Raw genomic sequence first — 16,522 nt, 5'->3', positions numbered from 1 at the left:
ACATGCGATCGATGATTCGCAAAAGCGCGTCGTATCTGCTCGCGTTCGCGGCGATCGGGTGCGCTCCGCAGCAAGCGGGGAATGCGCCGCCGCCGTCCGCCGCGCCCGGGGCGGCCACGGAGGCGATCCGGCCCGTGGTGGCACATCACCAGCACCTGCTGAGTCCCGCGCTCGCGGCGCGGTCCGCGGCCCGGTCGCAGCTCCCCGCCGTGGACGTTCCCGCGGAGCTGGCGCGCGTGCTGGCGGGCCGGGCGGCCGCGTGGAACGACTCGCTCGCGCTGGCGCGGGTCTACGCGCCGGACGCCGTCGTCCTCGATCCGGAGAGCGGGCGCTGGCTGCGTGGCTCCACCGCGGCATCGTTCATGGCGCGATTGTTCGCGCGGCCGTACACCATCACCCCCGTTTCGGTTGCGGTGCAGGGCTCCGCGGCGCACGTGGCGGGCTACTACACGCGGCCGGTGGAGGGGCGGCCGTGGCACTTCGGCCAGGTGCTGCTCGCGCTGCGGAAGGGCGACTACGGCGCGTGGCGCGTCGCCGCGGAGACGGCCACCTTCCCGGCCGACGCCACGCCATCGCAGGTGACGGCGGACCAGCTGATCGCGCAGATGGACGCGGCCGGAGTGCGGCGCGCGGTGGTGCTCTCGCTCGGCTACTCGTGGGGGAGCCCGCTGGCGCCGCCGGTGGACGACGAGTACGGGAAGGTGCGGGCGGAGAACGACTGGACGGCGCGCGAGGTGGCGCGGTATCCGGACCGGCTGGTGGCGTTCTGCGGCGTGAACCCGCTGAAGGAGTACGCGGTGCGGGAGATGGAGCGCTGCTCGCGCGACCTGCACATGCGCGGGCTGAAGCTGCACTTCGGCAACTCGGGGGTGAACGTGCTGAACCCCGAGCACGTGGCCAGGGTGCGCGAGGTGTTCCGCGCGGCCAACCGCCTGGGGATGCCCATCGTGGCGCACCTGTGGACGCGCGACCCGTCGTACGGCGCCGCGCATTCGCGGATCTTCCTGGAGCAGATCCTTCCCGAGGCGCCCGACGTGGTGGTGCAGGTGGCGCACATGACCGACGCGGGCCCCGGCTACGAGGCCGACGCCGCGATGGCGCCGCTGGCCGAGGCCGTGGCCGCGGGCGACCCGCGCACCCGCAACCTGTACTTCGACGTGGCCTCGAACGTGACCATCACCAGCCCGGACCGGGAGCTCGAGCAGCTGGTGCGCCGCATCCGGCAGATCGGCCCGCGGCGCATCCTCTGGGGCTCGGACGGCGGCTGGGGCGGCAACCCGCCGCTGCGCCAGTCGTGGGGCGCGTTCCACGGCATGCTCCCGCTCACCGAGGCCGAGTTCCGCATCATCGCCGGCAACGTCGCGCCATACCTGCGGTGAGCGGCGGTGACAGCCTCCGTGAAGGGCGGCTTCCTGGTCGCATTTTCGCGATTTATGGGATCGGGAGATGGAGAGGGTGACCAGGATGAAGATGGAGATGCAGATCGAGACGGAGATGGAGACACCGCGATGACCCGCCGCCCCATCGTGGCCGCGATCCGCACGCGCGACGAGGAGCCGGAGCCCGAGGGCGAGCTCCGGCTGGACGACTTCCGCGAGGCGCTGGCGTGCTGGACCAGCGGCGTCGCCGTCCTGGCCGTGCGCGACGACGACGACGTGGTGGCCATGACGGTGAGCGCGTTCACCTCGCTGTCGCTGCGGCCGCCGCTGGTGCTGGTGTGCGTGGACGAGCAGGCGGCGCTCCTCCCGTCGCTCGAGGACGCCGGCCGGTTCACCGTCTCCTTCCTCGCCGAGGACCAGCGCCGCCTGGCCCTCAGCTACGCCGACCGCTTCCCGTTCGACCAGGCGATCTCCGCGGCACAGGCCGACCCCGTGCTCCCCGGCGCGCTCGCGGCCCTCGTCTGCTCGGTGGCGGAGATGCACCCCGGCGGCGACCACCGCATCGTCATCGGCCGCGTCGAGCGCGCGGAGATCGGCCGCGACGCGCCGCCGCTCGTCCACCACCGCCGCGAGTACCGCACGCTGGGGTGATGCACGGGGCGGGCGCCGGATCCGGTCTCCGGCGCCCGCCGCCGATCTAAATAAGTAGTCCTAAGTCCTGAGTCCCAAGTCCTGAGTGACGCCGTCCATATTTCCTATGCGACCAAGCACTTAGCACTTAGCACTTAGGACTTAAGACTTAGCGCTTTCCGGCGCCGGTCAGATGATGCAGCGGCACACCTTGTTGACACACTGCCCCACGCCGCCGATGGACGCGCACCAGGTGGCGCATTCGTCCGGGTCGCACGCGCGCGCCTCCCGCGTGGCCGTGGGCGCGGCAACCGCCTGCGCCGCGCCGAACCCGAGCGCCGCCGTGACGGCCGCGGCGCCCGCCCAGCGCCGGATCTTCCGAATCCGTCCCCTCATCTCTCCCTCCCAGGTCGAGGATGGCTCACCGGGCGCCCCGCTACTGCGTGAAGCAGCGGCAGACGCCCTCCACGCACTGCCCGCGCGCGTAGTCCAGCTGCCTGCACAGCAGGTCGCACGCGGGCCCGGCGCACACCCGTGGGCTGTGCGGCGACGGAGCCGCCGGCGCGGCCACCGCCTGCGCCGCGCCGAACCCCAGCGCCGCCGCGACCGCCGCGGCAAGGGTCCAGCGCGACGCCTGGCCGATTCTTCCGCTCATCACCCTCTCCCGTTCACGGGTGGCTCCAGGGGCGCGCTCACAGGTAGCAGCTGCACCCGCCGCCGGTGTTGCAGAAGCCGCCGTGGAACCCCAGCGCGCTGCACACCCGCGCGCACGTCTGGTCGTTGCACACCTGCGCGGGCCCGCTCGCGCGCGCGGGCTGCGCCAGCGTCTGCGCGGCGCCGAAGCCCAGCGCGGCCGTGACCGTGGCTGCGAACGCCAGCTGCCTGATCCGTCCCGTCATCGTCCCCCCTCGTGGTTCGGGTTTCCCTCCCGCCGCCCTCGCGCTACCGTAGCGGGCCGATGAAGCACTCGCACAGCCCGCCGGCGCAGCTTCCGCCGTCGTAGCCGGCGGCCTTGCACTGGCGGCCGCAGTCGCCCGGCTTGCACGCCCGCGCCGCATCCGCCACCGGTGCGCGCGGCGCCGCCACCGCCTGCGCCGCGCCGAACCCCAGCGCCGCCGCGACCACGGCGCCCATCGCCATCTCCCGGATTCTCCTCATCTTCCCTCCCCGGGTTTCAGTAGATGCAGATGCACTGGTCTCCGCCGCAGGTGCCGGAGCGCGCGCCGTCGAGCTTGCAGAGCGCCTTGCAGTCGCCGTTGTTGCACTGGCGCCCGCCCGCCGCCGCCGGTTCCGGCGAAGCCGCCGCCCCGGCCGCGCCGAACGCCAGCGCACCCGCGACCGCCGCCGAAATCGCCCACCGTGCCATGCTTCGCATGTCGGCCTCCCTTCCGGACGTGAGCCCCGGCCCGAGTCGTGCGGCGCCATTCGGCCCTCGCCGCGAAGGGGTTGTGGCGGGGCGGGGCGCGGGCGAAGTTCAGCGCTCCACCGGCACCGAGAGCTGCGCCGGAATTCGCGTGCCGCGGCGGAAAACGGACGCACGGGCCGGTCCGGCCGGGGCGGACGCGCCCGCGGGGGCGGCACATCTTCACTCAGGGGACGGGAGGCGAACGTGGCGGAGAACGGGATGACGACGACCCCCTCGGGGCTGCAGTACCGCGACGACGTGGTGGGCACCGGCGCCGAGGCGAAGTCCGGCAACCACGTGGTGGTGCACTACACGGGAACGCTGCAGGACGGCAAGAAGTTCGACAGCAGCCGCGACCGCGGGCAGCCGTTCCACTTTCCGCTGGGCGCCGGCCACGTCATCCGCGGGTGGGACGAAGGCGTGGCGGGGATGAAGGTGGGCGGCCGCCGCACGCTGGTGATCCCCGCCGAACTGGGGTACGGCGCCCGCGCGGTGGGGCCCATCCCTCCCAACTCCACCCTGGTGTTCGACGTGGAGCTGCTGGACGTGCACGGCTCGCACTGACGCGCGTTCCGGACGACGGCGGCGGGGGCGACGCGGGCATCTGCGCCGCCCCGCCGCGCCCATTCTGGTGCATGGACAAGGTGGCCGTTCATGGGGTGGCGGATGGCATGCGGTGCCGGGCTTTTCGGGATTGGCGCGTACCCGGCGGCAGTTTGGCCGCAGCTTGACAATCTGCTCCCTCGGCGGTAACTCTCGGCTACGGGCAGGCGGCGGGTGCGTCCCGCCGCGACGGCGGGAACGCCTCGCCGCATAAATCTACCCGCCGGCACTCCCGGGCGGGTTTTCTTCTTCCACGCAGAGGGACTTCATAGCAATGGGTCAAACCGCGATCTTCGTGGACGGCGGTTACTTCGACCGCGTGTCGCGCGACTGCGGCTCGCCGCGCATCGACTTCGGGAAGCTGGCCACCGAGCTGTCGCGCCCCGACGACCTGCTTCGCACCTACTACTACCACTGCCTCCCGTACATGAGCCCGGTGCCCACGCCGGAAGAGGAGGAGCGGTACGCCGGAAAGCAGCGGTTCTTCAGCGCGCTGAACCGCCTGAACCGCTTCGAGGTGCGCGAGGGCAAGCTGGAGTACCGCGGCACCGACCGCGAGAGCAACCGCCCCATCTTCGAGCAGAAGCGCGTCGACATCTACCTGGGCGTGGACCTGGTGATGCTGGCGGTGAAGCAGCGGATCCACCGCGCCATCCTGATCACCGGCGACAGCGACTTCCTGCCGGCCATCCGCGCGGCCAAGAACGAGGGCGTGCTGATCCACCTGTTCCACGGCACCGGCCCGCAGCAGCCGCACCGCGACCTGTGGGAAGAGGCCGACGACCGCACGGTCATCACGCCGGACCTGCTGAACACCTTCCTCCTGTCCGAGCGGCCGCAGCAGGAGCCGCGCGGCGAGGGCGGCGGGTTCGAGCGCCACGACCGCGGCGAGCGCCCGGAGCGCCCCGAGCGCACCGTGTTCGAGCGCGGCGAGCGCCCGGTTCGCACGCCGCGGCCCACGTACACCAGCCCGTCCAGCTACGCCCGCGAGACATATCCCAGCGGGCGCGGCTGGCCCGAGGGGCTGCCGGTGGTCGACGAGGACGAGGAAGCGTAAGTCCTCGGTCCAAAGTCCTGAGTGGAACGAGCGCGCGGCCGGCATCCGGTCGCGCGCTCGTTGTCGTTAGGAAGATCGGAAGATCGACAGCGGTCTGGAATCAGCCCCTCACTGCGGCCCCGGGCTGCTCGGCGCCGTCGCGGTGCACCGGCCGGCGGAGATGGCGACGCCCGGCGGCATCCGGTACTCGCAGGTCGACGCCATCCCATTGCGGCGGTTGTACTCGTCCTCGGCGCGCGCCAACTCCGCCAGCTTGGCGAAGAGCGCCGCCGAGTCCGTCGTGGCTGCGCAGTAGACGACGTACGCGCGCGGGCCCCCGCACGGGCGGCTGCCGACCGGCGCGGTGCGGCACTGTCCCGCCGTGCACCCCTCCGTGTGGACCAGCGCCTCCACCTCGCGCTCCAGCCGGGCCATGCGCCCCGTGTCCGCCTCCGCCTCGGACGCCGCGCCCGCATCCGCCACCGGCGCCGCGCGCGGGGACGCGGGGGGAGATGCGGGTGCCCGCGCATGCCCGCCGTCCGCCGGCGCGGGTGCGGGGGTGCACGCCGCGATGCATGCGAGTGCGGCGATTGCCGCGAGCAGCTTTCTTCCGATCCTCATCATCTCCTCCGCGCACAGGTGGGCGATCTCCATCCACCGCCGCAGACGACGCGCCACACGCAAAACGGCGCCGCGGAGAATGCATCTCGCGGCGCCGTCCATCTCCATCCCCCGCCGCGGGCAACCTGGGAAGCAGTACCGGCTGCTCCATAGTCAAGACGGGAAGGTTCACATTGGGTGAGGGGCCTCGTTTGGGTCACTTTGAGATGGAGATGAAAATCACCGCGCCCAGTCTCCACCGGGGCGGCGGCGAAGGGGATGGGAGATGGGGATGAGGCGCGGCTGCCGGGGAAATCGCCGCTTGCCCGTATGCGGCTGGCTCGAAAGGAGATGCGGACGCGGCGGCCGACGGGCCGGGGACGGCGGGCGCGGTGATGCCGTTTCGTGACTCCCCTTGCGCCGCTCGGCCGGGAGCGTATTACTTTCGCCTACCGGGAACACGGACGGCCAGGTGCGGGAGCGGGCGGCGATTCCTTGACATGGTCGAACGCCCGATCTATTAATCCCTGTCACCTCTCAATCAAATCCCCGCCCACACGGGGCTTACGCTCCCCGCCGGGCAAGGCCGTTCCAGACCCAGCCACGCGCATTCCGGAAGTACCGTACGGTGTCACCGTTCCAGCCGGTACGCAGCTAAAGCCACAGGTCCGTCACGCCCGCCAGCACCCGGGCGTTGTATGATCGTCTGCGGGCTCCACGCGCTCTTCACCCCCATGAAAGGAGGCGGCCAGCGAACCCAGGTTTCTTCGCAGAGGGAATCCCGAGCCCGGACCCGGCACCCCGCCGCCCGGCAGCGGATTCCGCGAGAACACTCCGGCGCGGGCCGCGGCGCACCCCGAACGGGCGCCCCGTTCCCGCACACGTGCCGGAACCCCCAATCGTGGCGAGCCCCGCAGTGGGGCCGCCGGAAAACCCAGGAGGACGTTTCATGAGCAGACTCCGCTGGCTATTCGCGATCCTGGTCGCGGTAGCCTTCGCGCCGGTGTCGCTGCTGGCTCAGGAGCCGGCGGTGGTGTCCGGCCGCGTGACCAACGCTTCGGGCGCTCCCGAGAACGCCGTGCTCGTGCGCATCGAGGCGCTGAGCGTGGGCGTGACCACGGGCGCCGACGGCACCTACCGGATGGTGGTGCCCGCTTCGCGCGTGCGCGCGGGACAGACGGTGACCATCACCGCCAGCCGCGTGGGCCTGGCCTCTTCGTCGCGCCAGATCACGCTGAACCCGGGTGCCAGCCTCACCCAGAACTTCCAGCTCGGCTCCGACGTGCTGCGCCTGGGCGAGATCGTGGCCACGGGGCAGGGCACGGCCACCACGCGCGCCCGCGCCACCACCACCGTGAACACGGTGAGCAGCCAGGCGATCGAGGAGAGCCGCGAGAACAACATCGTGGCCGCCCTCGCCGGCAAGGCGCCCAACGTGCTGGTCACCAGCACCTCGGGCGACCCGGGCGCCGGCGCGTACATCCAGATCCGCGGCGCCGCCTCGGTGTACGGCGGCACGCAGCCGCTGTTCGTGGTCGACGGCACGCCCATCGACAACCGCTCGACGCGCATCGACGACTACTCGAACCGCGACCCGAGCACCGGCGGCACCAACGGCACCGCGGTGACCAACCGCGCCGCCGACATCAACCCCGCCGACATCGCCGACATCCAGATCCTGAAGGGCGGCGCCGCCACGGCGTTGTACGGATCGCGAGGCGCCAACGGCGTGGTGCTCATCACCACCAAGAGCGGCCGCAGCGGCCAGACCCGCGTGAGCTTCAACGGGAGCTACGCGAGCGACGAGGTGAACAAGCTCGTTCCGCTGCAGACCGAGTACGGCCTGGGCCTGAACAACTGCCCGGCGGTGCCGGCGTCGAACCTGACGCAGACCTGCAGCGGCACCGCGGGCTCCACCGCCGGCGTGCGCTCGTGGGGCACCGTGCTGCCGTCCAGCACCCCGGTGTTCGACCACGCGGGCGAGGTGTACCGCACCGGCAACCACTGGGAGACGAACCTCACGCTCTCGGGCGGCGGCGAGCGCACCACCTACTACATGTCGCTGGGCCGCCTGGACCAGCAGGGCGTGATCGTGGGCCCGCAGGGCTACGACCGCACCACGCTGCGCCTGAAGGGCACGCACCAGTTCGCCGACAACCTGACGGTGGGCGGCAACGTCGCCTACACCAACGGCAAGGGCGACTTCGTGCAGCAGGGCTCCAACATCTCGGGGATCCAGCTGGGCGCCCTGCGCGCTCCGCCCGAGTTCAACAACCTGCCGTACCTGGACCCGGTTACCGGCTTCCACCGCTCGTACCGGTGCAACGACCAGTCGTGCACGGGCTCGCTCGAGAACGCCCGCGGGTTCGACAACCCGTTCTGGGTTGCGTACGAGATGCCCAACAGCGCCAACGTGAACCGCACGTTCGGCAACGTGAACCTGGACTACTCGCCCGCCAGCTGGCTGCGCCTGGGCTACACCCTGGGCGCCGACTTCAGCAGCGACGACCGCCGCTCGCTCTTCCCCAAGAGCTCGTCGGACACGCCCGAGGGGAAGGTCATCCGCGCCAACCTGCGGAACTTCCAGATCGAGAGCCGCTTCCTGGCCACGCTGAACCACAACTTCGGCGAGAACGCGGTGGGAAGCCTGTCGCTGGGGCAGAACCTGAACCACAGCGAGTTCAACCGCTACCAGACCAACGCCTTCAACCTCATCTACGGCACCGACCAGCTGGACTTCGCGGTGACCAAGGTGCCCGATGAGTACAAGGAAGTCACGCGGACCGACGGCTACTTCGCCAACGGCGAGATGACGATGTGGGACCAGCTGACCCTGACCGGCAACGTGCTGTACGAGGGCGGCTCGACCTTCGGCAGCGCGCAGCGGCGCTTCTGGTACCCGGGCGCGGGCTTCAGCTGGCAGGTGAGCAAGCTCCCGATGTTCGACAACCTGAGCTTCATCGACCAGTTCAAGGTTCGCGCGAACTTCGGCGTCAGCGGCCGCCAGCCCCCCGCATACGTGGACCGCAGCTCGTTCAACCAGGCCACCTTCGTGGACGGCTGGGTGCAGAACGCGGGCTGGACCACCATCTACAACGGCAAGGACGGCGTGATCTCGCAGGTCACGCTGGGCAACCCCACCATCAGGCCCGAGCGGAAGACCGAGTACGAGGCGGGCTTCGACTTCGGCGTGCTGGGCGGCCGCGCCGCGCTGGGCTTCACCTACTACAACCGCATCACCCGCGACATGATCCTGGACGTGAACCTGCCGCCCAGCAGCGGCTTCACGGACCAGTTCCAGAACGCGGGCCGCGTGGACAACCACGGCGTGGAGCTCACGCTGGACCTGAACCCCATCCAGCGCGACAACTTCAGCTGGAGCATCAACACCCAGTACTCGCGCAACCGCTCGTGCGTGAAGAAGCTCGAGGGCGCCGAGTTCGTGGTGCTGAACGGCTTCTCGGGCACCGGCGGCTCGTACGCGGCGCTGGTGGCGCCGGGCGTGGACGGGGCCGGGTGCTCGCCGTTCGGCGTGTTCTACGGCGGCGACTTCGTCCGCTACGGGCGCGGCGAGGTGGTGGGCGGCGTGGACATCGACGCCCAGTCGGGAGCGGGCAACGCGGGCGACGTGTTCCTGGCGTCGGACGGCTTCCCGCGCCTGTCGGGGACCTCGCACGTGGTGGGCGACCCCAACCCGAGCTGGACCGGGAGCCTGCGCAACACCTTCACGATCCTGGGCAACCTGCGCCTGTCGGGGCTCCTCGACATCAGCCAGGGCGGCCAGATCTGGAACGGCACGCGCGGCGCGCTGACCAGCTACGGCACGCACCGCAGCACGCTGGCCTGGCACGGCGCCGGGATCCAGACGGCGTTCGGGCAGGGCTTCATGGACCAGTTCACGTACGCGGGCCCCGGCAAGGGGAAGACGGTGCTCATCGACCGCCGCTGGGGCCAGGCCGGCATCGGCAACGGCTTCAACGGTCCGTTCTCGCAGTTCCTGGAGGACGCCAGCTTCGTGAAGCTGCGCGACGTGTCGCTGTCGTACACGATCGACCAGCCCTGGCTGAAGCGCCGCTTCGGCATGAGCAGCATGAACCTGACGCTGAGCGGCCGCAACCTGAAGACGTGGACCGACTACACGGGCATCGATCCGGAGTCGAACCTCACGGGCCAGAGCGTCGGGCGCGGGCTGGACTACTTCAACAACCCGCAGACGCGTTCGTGGGTGATCTCGGTGAACCTGAACCGCTAACCCACGGAGACTGAAACCAACATGCGAAACCTGACCCAAGGGGTTGGCCGCGCGCTCTGCGCGGCCGGGCTGGCCGCCACGCTGGGCGCGTGCTCGGACTTCATCAACAACGTTCCCGGCAACGAGAACGTGGTCCAGAACGCGTCGGTGAGCCAGCTCCTGACCTCGGTACAGCTGAAGACGTGGCTCTTCAACGAGGGCCACGTGGCACGCGCGACCTCGCTGTGGCTGAACCAGATGGCGGGCATCGACCGCCAGTTCTCCAGCCTCGACCAGTACGTGTACAGCGAGGACGAGTTCGACAACGAGATGAGCGAGATCTACCCGGGCGGCGGGCTGCAGGACCTGCGGCTGGCCCGCGCCCGGGCCGACTCGGCCAACCTCGGGCATACCAGCGCGGTGCTGAAGATCCACGAGGCCTTCCTGTTCGGGATGGCGTCCAGCATGTGGGGCGACCTTCCGTATACGCAGGCGGGCGGCGGCGCGGCCAACCCCGAGTCGCCGGTGGACAACCAGGAGGTGGTGTACGCCGCCGTGCAGACGCTGCTCGATCAGGCGATCGCGCAGCTGGCGGCGGCGGGCAGCGCCTCCGACAACGCGCTGCTGGCCGACCGCGAGATGCGGTTCGGGGGCGACGCGGCGGCGTGGCGCCGGGTGGCGAACTCGCTGAAGGCGCGCTTCTACATGCACTGGGTAGAGGCGCAGGCCGCCGGCGGCGCGGCCGCGACCGCGGCCAACACGGCCTGCGGCGGCAACTGCGTGGCCAAGGCGCTGGCGGCCGCGCAGAACGGCATCAACACGGCCTCGGGCGACTGGGAGTCGGTGCACAGCGGCACCGCCACCGAGACGAACTGGTGGTACCAGTTCAACAGCGAGCGCTCGGGGTACACGGCGCTGGGCCGCCTGATGGTGGACTCGCTGGCGGCGCGGGGCGACCCGCGTCTGCAGGTGTACGCGCTGCCCAACGGCGACGACAACTTCGTGGGCTCGAAGCCGGGCGAGAACAACGGCGACGCCAGCGCGCTGAACAGCGACAACGGGATCGCGGCGGCGAGCGCCGGGATCGCGCTGATCACCTGCTCGGAGACGCAGTTCATCATCGCCGAGGCGCTGTACCGGCAGGGGGCCACGGCCGCGCAGGTCTACACCGCGCTGAACGCGGGCGTGGCGTGCCAGAACGCCCGCTGGGGCACGTCGGGAGTCGCGGCGGTGCAGGGTCTCACGGGGAGCGCGCTCTTCCACGAGATCATGATGCAGAAGTACTTCGCGCTCTTCCTGAACATGGAAGCGTTCAACGACTACAAGCGCACCTGCGAGCCGAACGTTGCGGCGGCGGTGAAGGCCGGGAGCCCCGTGCAGAACGACCCGATCCCTTCGCGCCTCCTGTACGGCCAGTCGGAGCGCCAGTCCAACTCCAACCTGAGCGCGCCCGGAAGCGGCAACAACGGCCTCCGGAACCGCAACGACCCCATCAGCTGCGCCACGGTGCTGGGGCTGCCCGGCGCCTGACCGCGCACGGGCTCTGACGGATGGACGGAGGAGGCCGGTCTCGCCCCCGGGCGGGGCCGGCCTTCCGCTTCACGCGTAAGGGCGCCGCACCGGCGGCCGTACGCCCGGTTCGGTACCCAGGAAGGATGGTTCGCATGAGATCGGGATCGGCGGTCCTGCTGTGCACGCTGGCGCTGGGCGGGTGCTTCTCGTACTCGCCGGTGTCGCCTTCCACCACGCCTCCCCCGGCTACGGCGGTGCGGGTGCGGCTGTCGCGGCCGATGGACTTTCCCATCAGCGACGTGACGGTGCGCGACGTGGTGGAACTGCAGGGCGAGGTGGTGCAGGCGCGCGACACCTCCATGCTGCTGTCGGTGTTCGGGATGCGCTCGTCGACCGGGTTCGGGGTGGACGCCTCGGGCGAAACCGTGGCGTTCCCGCGGACGGCGGTGGTGGGGCTCGCGCAGAAGCGGATCTCGCCGTGGCGGTCGGCGGTGTTCGGGGCGCTGATCGTGGCCGGTGCGGTGGCCATCAAGGCCACCGGAGTGGCCGGCGGGGCCAGCGGCAGCGGCGGGGGGACGGGGACCACGAAGTAGTCCGTCTCCCTTCGTGGAGAGATGACGGCCGGCACCGCTAGCTTCGCGGTGCCGGCCGTCGTCGTTGGCTCTCCACGCGACGAGGGGCTCTCACGGAGGGCACCGGAGGACACGGCCAGATCCGGTATCACGCAAAGAAGCGGAGGAGCAGAGGGGGATGTGCCCGCCTCTGCTCCTCCGCTCCTCCGCGTGCTTTACCTATCGGACGGTCAGCCGCGTTCCTTGAGCCAGATGACCACCACGCCGCACTCGGCGCCGGGGCGGCGGAACTCGACGGGGACCTCGGAGAGGCGGCGGTACACCTCGATCCCCTCCACCTCGTCGGGGCGCACGTCGTTGGGGACGCCGGCGAAGTCCGGCTGGTAGCTGACGCCGTCCAGGTAGTACTGCACCGGGCAGTCGCCCGCCTCCCAGCGCGGGTCCACGCGGTACATGGCGGGGGTGGCGCCGGTCATCACCAGCCGGTCGCCGCGCGAGGTGCTGGCCACGCGCACGCCGGGGATCTCGCGGAAGAGGTCGGTCAGGCGCCGCGGCTTGCGGCGGTCGATCTGCTCGCGGGTGAGGAACGAGCCGCGGCCGTGCTCCATCCGCGCGTAGAAGCGCTGCAGCGGCGGGCTCATGGGCATGCGCCGGCTGCTGGCCGACACGCCATTCAGCGCCACGGGCGAAGGCTCGAGCGCCACGTCGACCGACGCGGGGCCGGCCGCCACCTCGCGCCGCGCGTCGCCGTAGCCGATGCGGCGCACGACCACGGTCTCGCGGTCGTGGCGGAGGGGGAGGAGGGCGTTTCCGGCCGAGTCGGTGCTGACGCGGGTGCCGCCCACCCACACCTCGGCGTCGGCCACGCCGGTGCCGGTGGCCGAGTCGGTGACGTGCACCACCAGGAAGCGGCTTTCGCCCGCGCCCTGCTGCGCGCGGACGGACGGGGCCAGCACGGCGAGCCCGAGCAGGGCCAGGGCGGCGGGTGAGCGGAGACGGGCGAGGCGCATGGCGACCTCCCGTGGTGGGTTGCTGCCGGTCGAAAAACCATCCGGCCGGAGGGGTGGATCAAGCATAAAGCGAGCCGCCGAAGGAGCGGCGGGAACGCGGCGGACCCGGATTCCGCACCCACGAATCCGTCTCGTCCGCGAACGGCGCGGAGTGCCGCCGCCGCGCCACGCTGCACCCGATCGCCAGCGGGCGGGCGGCGGCTCAGCGCGTGGCGTTGGCGGTCCAGATCACCACGGTGCCGCACCCGGCCGACTGGCCGCCGCGGAACTCCACCGGCGTCTCGGCCACGCTGCGGTACACCTCCACCGCCTCCACCAGGCCGAGGGGGACGTCGCCGGAGATGTCGCCCTCGCGCGAGGGGTAGAAGCGCGTGCCGTCGACGAAGAACTGCACCTGACAGTCGCCCGCGCCCGTGCGCTGCGAGATGGGGCCGGCGGCGACCTCGCCCCCCAGGCCGGCGGCCGTGGGCGTGGTGGCGCCGGGGTCGCCGTTGCCGCGCTCCTGGGCGTTGCGGGCGGAGCGCGCGTCCGCCTGCGCGGCGGCCTGGCTGTGCGTCTGCGGGAGCACGCCGCCGCCCAGCGTGCGCGGGGCGATGGCGCCCGCCATCTGCACCTTCAGCGCGCCGGTGCCGTCGTCCACCAGGCGCACGCCGGGCATTCCCATGAAGATGTCGGCGGTGCGGTGGGCGTTCTTCGCGGCGATCTGGTCGCGGGTGAGGAAGATGCCGCGCCCGCTGCGGCGCCGGCGCTGGAAGTCGGCCAGCGCGGCGCGGCCGGTAGCGGTCACGCGCGGGAGCGCCACGGCCGGCCCCCCGTCCGCCGACGCCGCGGCGACCGCGCCGCCCCCGCCGGGGGCCAGGAGAAGGTCGCGCTGCAGCGGCGCGCCCGCGGCCAGCCGCACCTCGGCGCGGGCGCCGGTGCCGGCCATGGACCCGGCGGTGACGGTCACCGGCTGCCCCTCGGGAACGCCGCAGAGCGCGAAGCCGCCGGACTCGTCGGCCGCGGTGGCCACGTACCCCGCGGGGCGGCGCGCGGCCCCGGTGCCGCTGGCGCCCCAGGTGGCGCGGACGGTGGCGCCGGCGGGGGCGCCCTGCTGCGCCTTCAGCGAGCCGACGATCACGCCGCGGTGGGGCTGCCCCGCCAGGTCCGGGCAGACGGCCGCGGCGACGGTGGCCAGGCCCGGGACGCCGAGGGCGACGGTCGCGGTCTGTCCCGCCTGGGTGGTGACGGTGGCGGGGCGGACCGAGGCGGCGACCGGGCCCAGCCCGTAGTGGGTGAAGGCGACGGTGTAGGTGCCGCCGCGCAGCCCTTCGATGCGGAAATGCCCGGCCGAGTCGGTGACCGTCTCGAGCGGGGTGCCGGAGACGTAGACGCGGGCGCCGGAGAGCGGTGCGGCGCGGGTGCTGTCCCACACCACGCCTTCGACCGCGGCGGCCCCGGCGGCGGCCAGCGCGGGGGCGCCGTTCTGCGCGGTGGTGGAGACGACCTCGCCGCCGTTCTCGCGGATGGCGAAGAGGCGGGCGTTCTCGTACGCGGTGTAGATGTCGGCGTCGCGGCCGGGGGTGGTGCGGGCGCCCTGCTGGATCTCGACCTGCGGCATGCGGATGGACCAGCGGCGGACGATCCACGGCCCGCCGGCCACGCGCGCGTACTCCACGCTGCCGCCCAGGCGCGGGTGGCTGACGGGGGTGGGAAGGCCGGTGTAGGTGTACTCCACCCGCCGCAGCTCGGCGCTGGCGCGGTCCAGCCAGAGCACGCCGCGGATGTCCGGGAGGCGGCGGCCGCCCACCGGTTCGAAGGCCACGCCGACCAGCGAGTCGCCCGCCGCGTCGCTGTTGTCGGCCAGGCGCAGGCAGTGGTCGGTGAGGAACTCGTCGGAGACGAGGGCGGCGGGGTCGGGGCCGTAGTACAGGGTGCCCGCCGGGGTGTTCTGCACCCACCCCTTCGCCGAGAGCTCGGCGGCGGGGGGGCTGGCGAAGGGGTGCTGGGCCACGGCGCCGGTGTCGCGGCGCGACTCGCGGATGACGCGGTTGGAGCGCGGGTCCAGGTCGCGGTCCCAGCGCGCCACGCGGTAGCGGAACCAGTGCTGCTGCTGCCCGTACGCGGCCGAGTTCAGCGCCTTGCGGGCCTCTTCCCACACGGTGGCGGTCTGCACGCCGGTGCCGGGGCGCACCTCGCAGCGGCGGGCCTCGCCGGTGACGACCACGGTCTGCAGCGCGATATGGGGCGCGTCGAGGACGACGCGCTGCTGCGCCGTCTGGCCCACGGCCAGGTCGAAGGCGGGGGTGACCGTGGCCTCGAAGCCGACGCGCTCGGCGCGCAGGGTGTAGCGCCCCGCGGCCGGCGCGCGCAGCGAGAACCCGCCGGCGGCGTCGCTGAGCGCGCCGGCCACCTGCCGCCCGGAGGCGTCGACGAGGACGACCAGCACCTGCCCCGCCGGGGCGCCGCCGTCGTCGACGAGGCGGCCCTGCACGGCCTGGGCGGCGGCGTGCGCGGTGGCAAGGAGGAGCGCGGGAAGCGCGAGGCGGAGGGTGCGCGAGAGCATGCGTCGGGGGAGCGAAGGTGTCCGCGTGGGAACGCGCAGTGTGGAACGAACCTGCAAGACCGTCTCTGACGCGCGCGCGTATATGCACGCGCACGTGCGAAAAACTGGTGTTTTACCAAGGCCGCGAACGGCCGGCGGCGCGGGAACGAGTGATGGTGCGTCGCCCGGCATCGCGCCCTCTCCGGCCGGCTTAGGCCGTCCACCTCTCCCGTACCGGGAGAGGTAGCTGGGCGAGATCTGCGCTGAAAGGCTGCATCTTGCCCGCCTTGCTGGCCCTCCGCCCGCTCCGCGGGGGAGGGGAAAACTCAGCGTGGGCCGATGTTCGCAGCTCGCGCGGATGCCGGCGAGCCACCCTCTCCCGGGACGGGAGAGGGTCGCGCCCTCCGGCGCGGGGTGACGGCGGCGCGAGGCCCCGCGGAGGCGCACCTGCGTGAGGGATGCGCGCCCGGAGGGCCGGGACGGCGCCGCGCCCGCGGACATGCCGGGAAGACGCGTCGAGAGCCGGCGCGGCGGTGGCCCGGCGCGGTTGGCAACAGCCGTATCGTTGCCTACCGCGCGCGCAGCCCGGTTTGGCGCCTCGGCGCCAAACACGCCCAGAAACCGCCGTTCAGATCAGCCCTGCAACCCCGATGATCAGAAGATCGAGAGCTGCACCGTCTCGCCGGGGGAGACGTTGATGTTGAAGGTGGTGGCCACCGCGTCGCTGCCGATGGGGTCGGCGATGAAGCGCACCGTGCCCGCCGTCTGCACGAACGACACGGGGATGAGCAGCGTGGCGCTGGACACCGGCTGCACCGTGCCCAGCCGCTGCCGCTGCAGGTTGTTGGTGACGTACACGGTGTACGCGCGGAAGTCGCGGTTCGTGACCGTGACGAAGGTGCGCGGCGGGCGCGGGCGGGGATTGGCCGACGCGTTGCCGCCGCGGCCGCAGGCGGCGGGCGCCAGCAGCAGCACGAGCGCCAGCGTGGTCCGGAGTGCACGGGGCATGGCCTTGCCTCC

Annotated in this window: 16 protein-coding genes; 7 read left to right on the top strand and 9 right to left on the bottom strand. The window is 72.1% G+C overall.

Annotated elements, in window-relative coordinates; all coding sequences use genetic code 11:
* Positions 1-134: 134 nt before the first annotated feature.
* On the top strand, positions 135-1,379 hold the full coding sequence (locus tag VLK66_RS14535; RefSeq protein WP_325310159.1) for an amidohydrolase family protein: 1,245 nt from the start codon (positions 135-137) through the stop codon (positions 1,377-1,379).
* A gap of 129 nt (positions 1,380-1,508) precedes the next feature.
* Entirely contained in the window at positions 1,509-2,030 is a 522-nt protein-coding gene (locus VLK66_RS14530; protein ID WP_325310158.1) for a flavin reductase family protein, read from the top strand.
* A 168-nt stretch (positions 2,031-2,198) separates the two neighbouring features.
* On the opposite strand, the gene VLK66_RS14525 is transcribed toward VLK66_RS14530, so the two are convergent.
* The 5 genes from VLK66_RS14525 to VLK66_RS14505 are packed head-to-tail and all read right to left on the bottom strand — an operon-like array spanning position 2,199 to position 3,384.
* Entirely contained in the window at positions 2,199-2,405 is a 207-nt protein-coding gene (locus VLK66_RS14525; RefSeq protein ID WP_325310157.1) for a hypothetical protein, read from the bottom strand.
* Between the two features lie 40 nt (positions 2,406-2,445).
* Positions 2,446-2,664, bottom strand: coding sequence for a hypothetical protein (locus VLK66_RS14520; RefSeq protein WP_325310156.1), 219 nt, complete (start codon positions 2,662-2,664; stop codon positions 2,446-2,448).
* Between the two features lie 37 nt (positions 2,665-2,701).
* Positions 2,702-2,908 carry a hypothetical protein gene (locus VLK66_RS14515; RefSeq protein WP_325310155.1) on the bottom strand — a complete coding sequence of 69 codons (207 nt, stop codon included), beginning with the start codon at positions 2,906-2,908 and terminating at the stop codon, positions 2,702-2,704.
* A 43-nt stretch (positions 2,909-2,951) separates the two neighbouring features.
* Positions 2,952-3,167, bottom strand: coding sequence for a hypothetical protein (locus tag VLK66_RS14510; RefSeq protein ID WP_325310154.1), 216 nt, complete (start codon positions 3,165-3,167; stop codon positions 2,952-2,954).
* Positions 3,168-3,183: 16 nt separating this feature from the next.
* Entirely contained in the window at positions 3,184-3,384 is a 201-nt protein-coding gene (locus tag VLK66_RS14505) for a hypothetical protein (RefSeq protein WP_325310153.1), read from the bottom strand.
* A gap of 249 nt (positions 3,385-3,633) precedes the next feature.
* Between VLK66_RS14505 and VLK66_RS14500 the strand changes: the two genes are divergently transcribed.
* Positions 3,634-3,978 (top strand): FKBP-type peptidyl-prolyl cis-trans isomerase, encoded by a 345-nt coding sequence (locus tag VLK66_RS14500; RefSeq protein WP_325310152.1) that lies wholly within the window; start codon positions 3,634-3,636, stop codon positions 3,976-3,978.
* 313 nt (positions 3,979-4,291) lie between these two features.
* Positions 4,292-5,074, top strand: coding sequence for an NYN domain-containing protein (locus VLK66_RS14495; RefSeq protein ID WP_325310151.1), 783 nt, complete (start codon positions 4,292-4,294; stop codon positions 5,072-5,074).
* A 108-nt stretch (positions 5,075-5,182) separates the two neighbouring features.
* Here VLK66_RS14495 and VLK66_RS14490 read toward each other — a convergent pair whose 3' ends face one another.
* Complete coding sequence (locus tag VLK66_RS14490) at positions 5,183-5,674, bottom strand: hypothetical protein (protein ID WP_325310150.1); 492 nt, start codon at positions 5,672-5,674, stop codon at positions 5,183-5,185.
* Between the two features lie 928 nt (positions 5,675-6,602).
* Here VLK66_RS14490 and VLK66_RS14485 point away from each other — a divergent pair.
* The 3 genes from VLK66_RS14485 to VLK66_RS14475 all read left to right on the top strand — a co-directional run bounded on the left by VLK66_RS14485 (position 6,603) and on the right by VLK66_RS14475 (position 11,989).
* Entirely contained in the window at positions 6,603-9,905 is a 3,303-nt protein-coding gene (locus tag VLK66_RS14485; protein WP_325310149.1) for a SusC/RagA family TonB-linked outer membrane protein, read from the top strand.
* A 21-nt stretch (positions 9,906-9,926) separates the two neighbouring features.
* Entirely contained in the window at positions 9,927-11,414 is a 1,488-nt protein-coding gene (locus tag VLK66_RS14480; RefSeq protein ID WP_325310148.1) for a SusD/RagB family nutrient-binding outer membrane lipoprotein, read from the top strand.
* A 134-nt stretch (positions 11,415-11,548) separates the two neighbouring features.
* A complete protein-coding gene (locus VLK66_RS14475; RefSeq protein WP_325310147.1) occupies positions 11,549-11,989 on the top strand; it encodes a hypothetical protein in 441 nt (146 codons plus the stop codon).
* A 209-nt stretch (positions 11,990-12,198) separates the two neighbouring features.
* Here VLK66_RS14475 and VLK66_RS14470 read toward each other — a convergent pair whose 3' ends face one another.
* From VLK66_RS14470 to VLK66_RS14460, 3 genes are all read right to left on the bottom strand, one after another.
* A complete protein-coding gene (locus VLK66_RS14470) occupies positions 12,199-12,978 on the bottom strand; it encodes a TonB-dependent receptor plug domain-containing protein (RefSeq protein WP_325310146.1) in 780 nt (259 codons plus the stop codon).
* Positions 12,979-13,180: 202 nt separating this feature from the next.
* A complete protein-coding gene (locus tag VLK66_RS14465; RefSeq protein ID WP_325310145.1) occupies positions 13,181-15,523 on the bottom strand; it encodes a carboxypeptidase regulatory-like domain-containing protein in 2,343 nt (780 codons plus the stop codon).
* A 633-nt stretch (positions 15,524-16,156) separates the two neighbouring features.
* On the bottom strand, positions 16,157-16,510 hold the full coding sequence (locus VLK66_RS14460; protein ID WP_325310144.1) for a hypothetical protein: 354 nt from the start codon (positions 16,508-16,510) through the stop codon (positions 16,157-16,159).
* Positions 16,511-16,522: the final 12 nt, after the last annotated feature.

The organism is Longimicrobium sp. (assembly GCF_035474595.1).
In the GTDB taxonomy this organism is placed as follows: domain Bacteria; phylum Gemmatimonadota; class Gemmatimonadetes; order Longimicrobiales; family Longimicrobiaceae; genus Longimicrobium.
The sequence above is the reverse complement of the archived record's forward strand: the minus strand, read 5'-3'. Positions and strand labels throughout refer to the sequence as shown.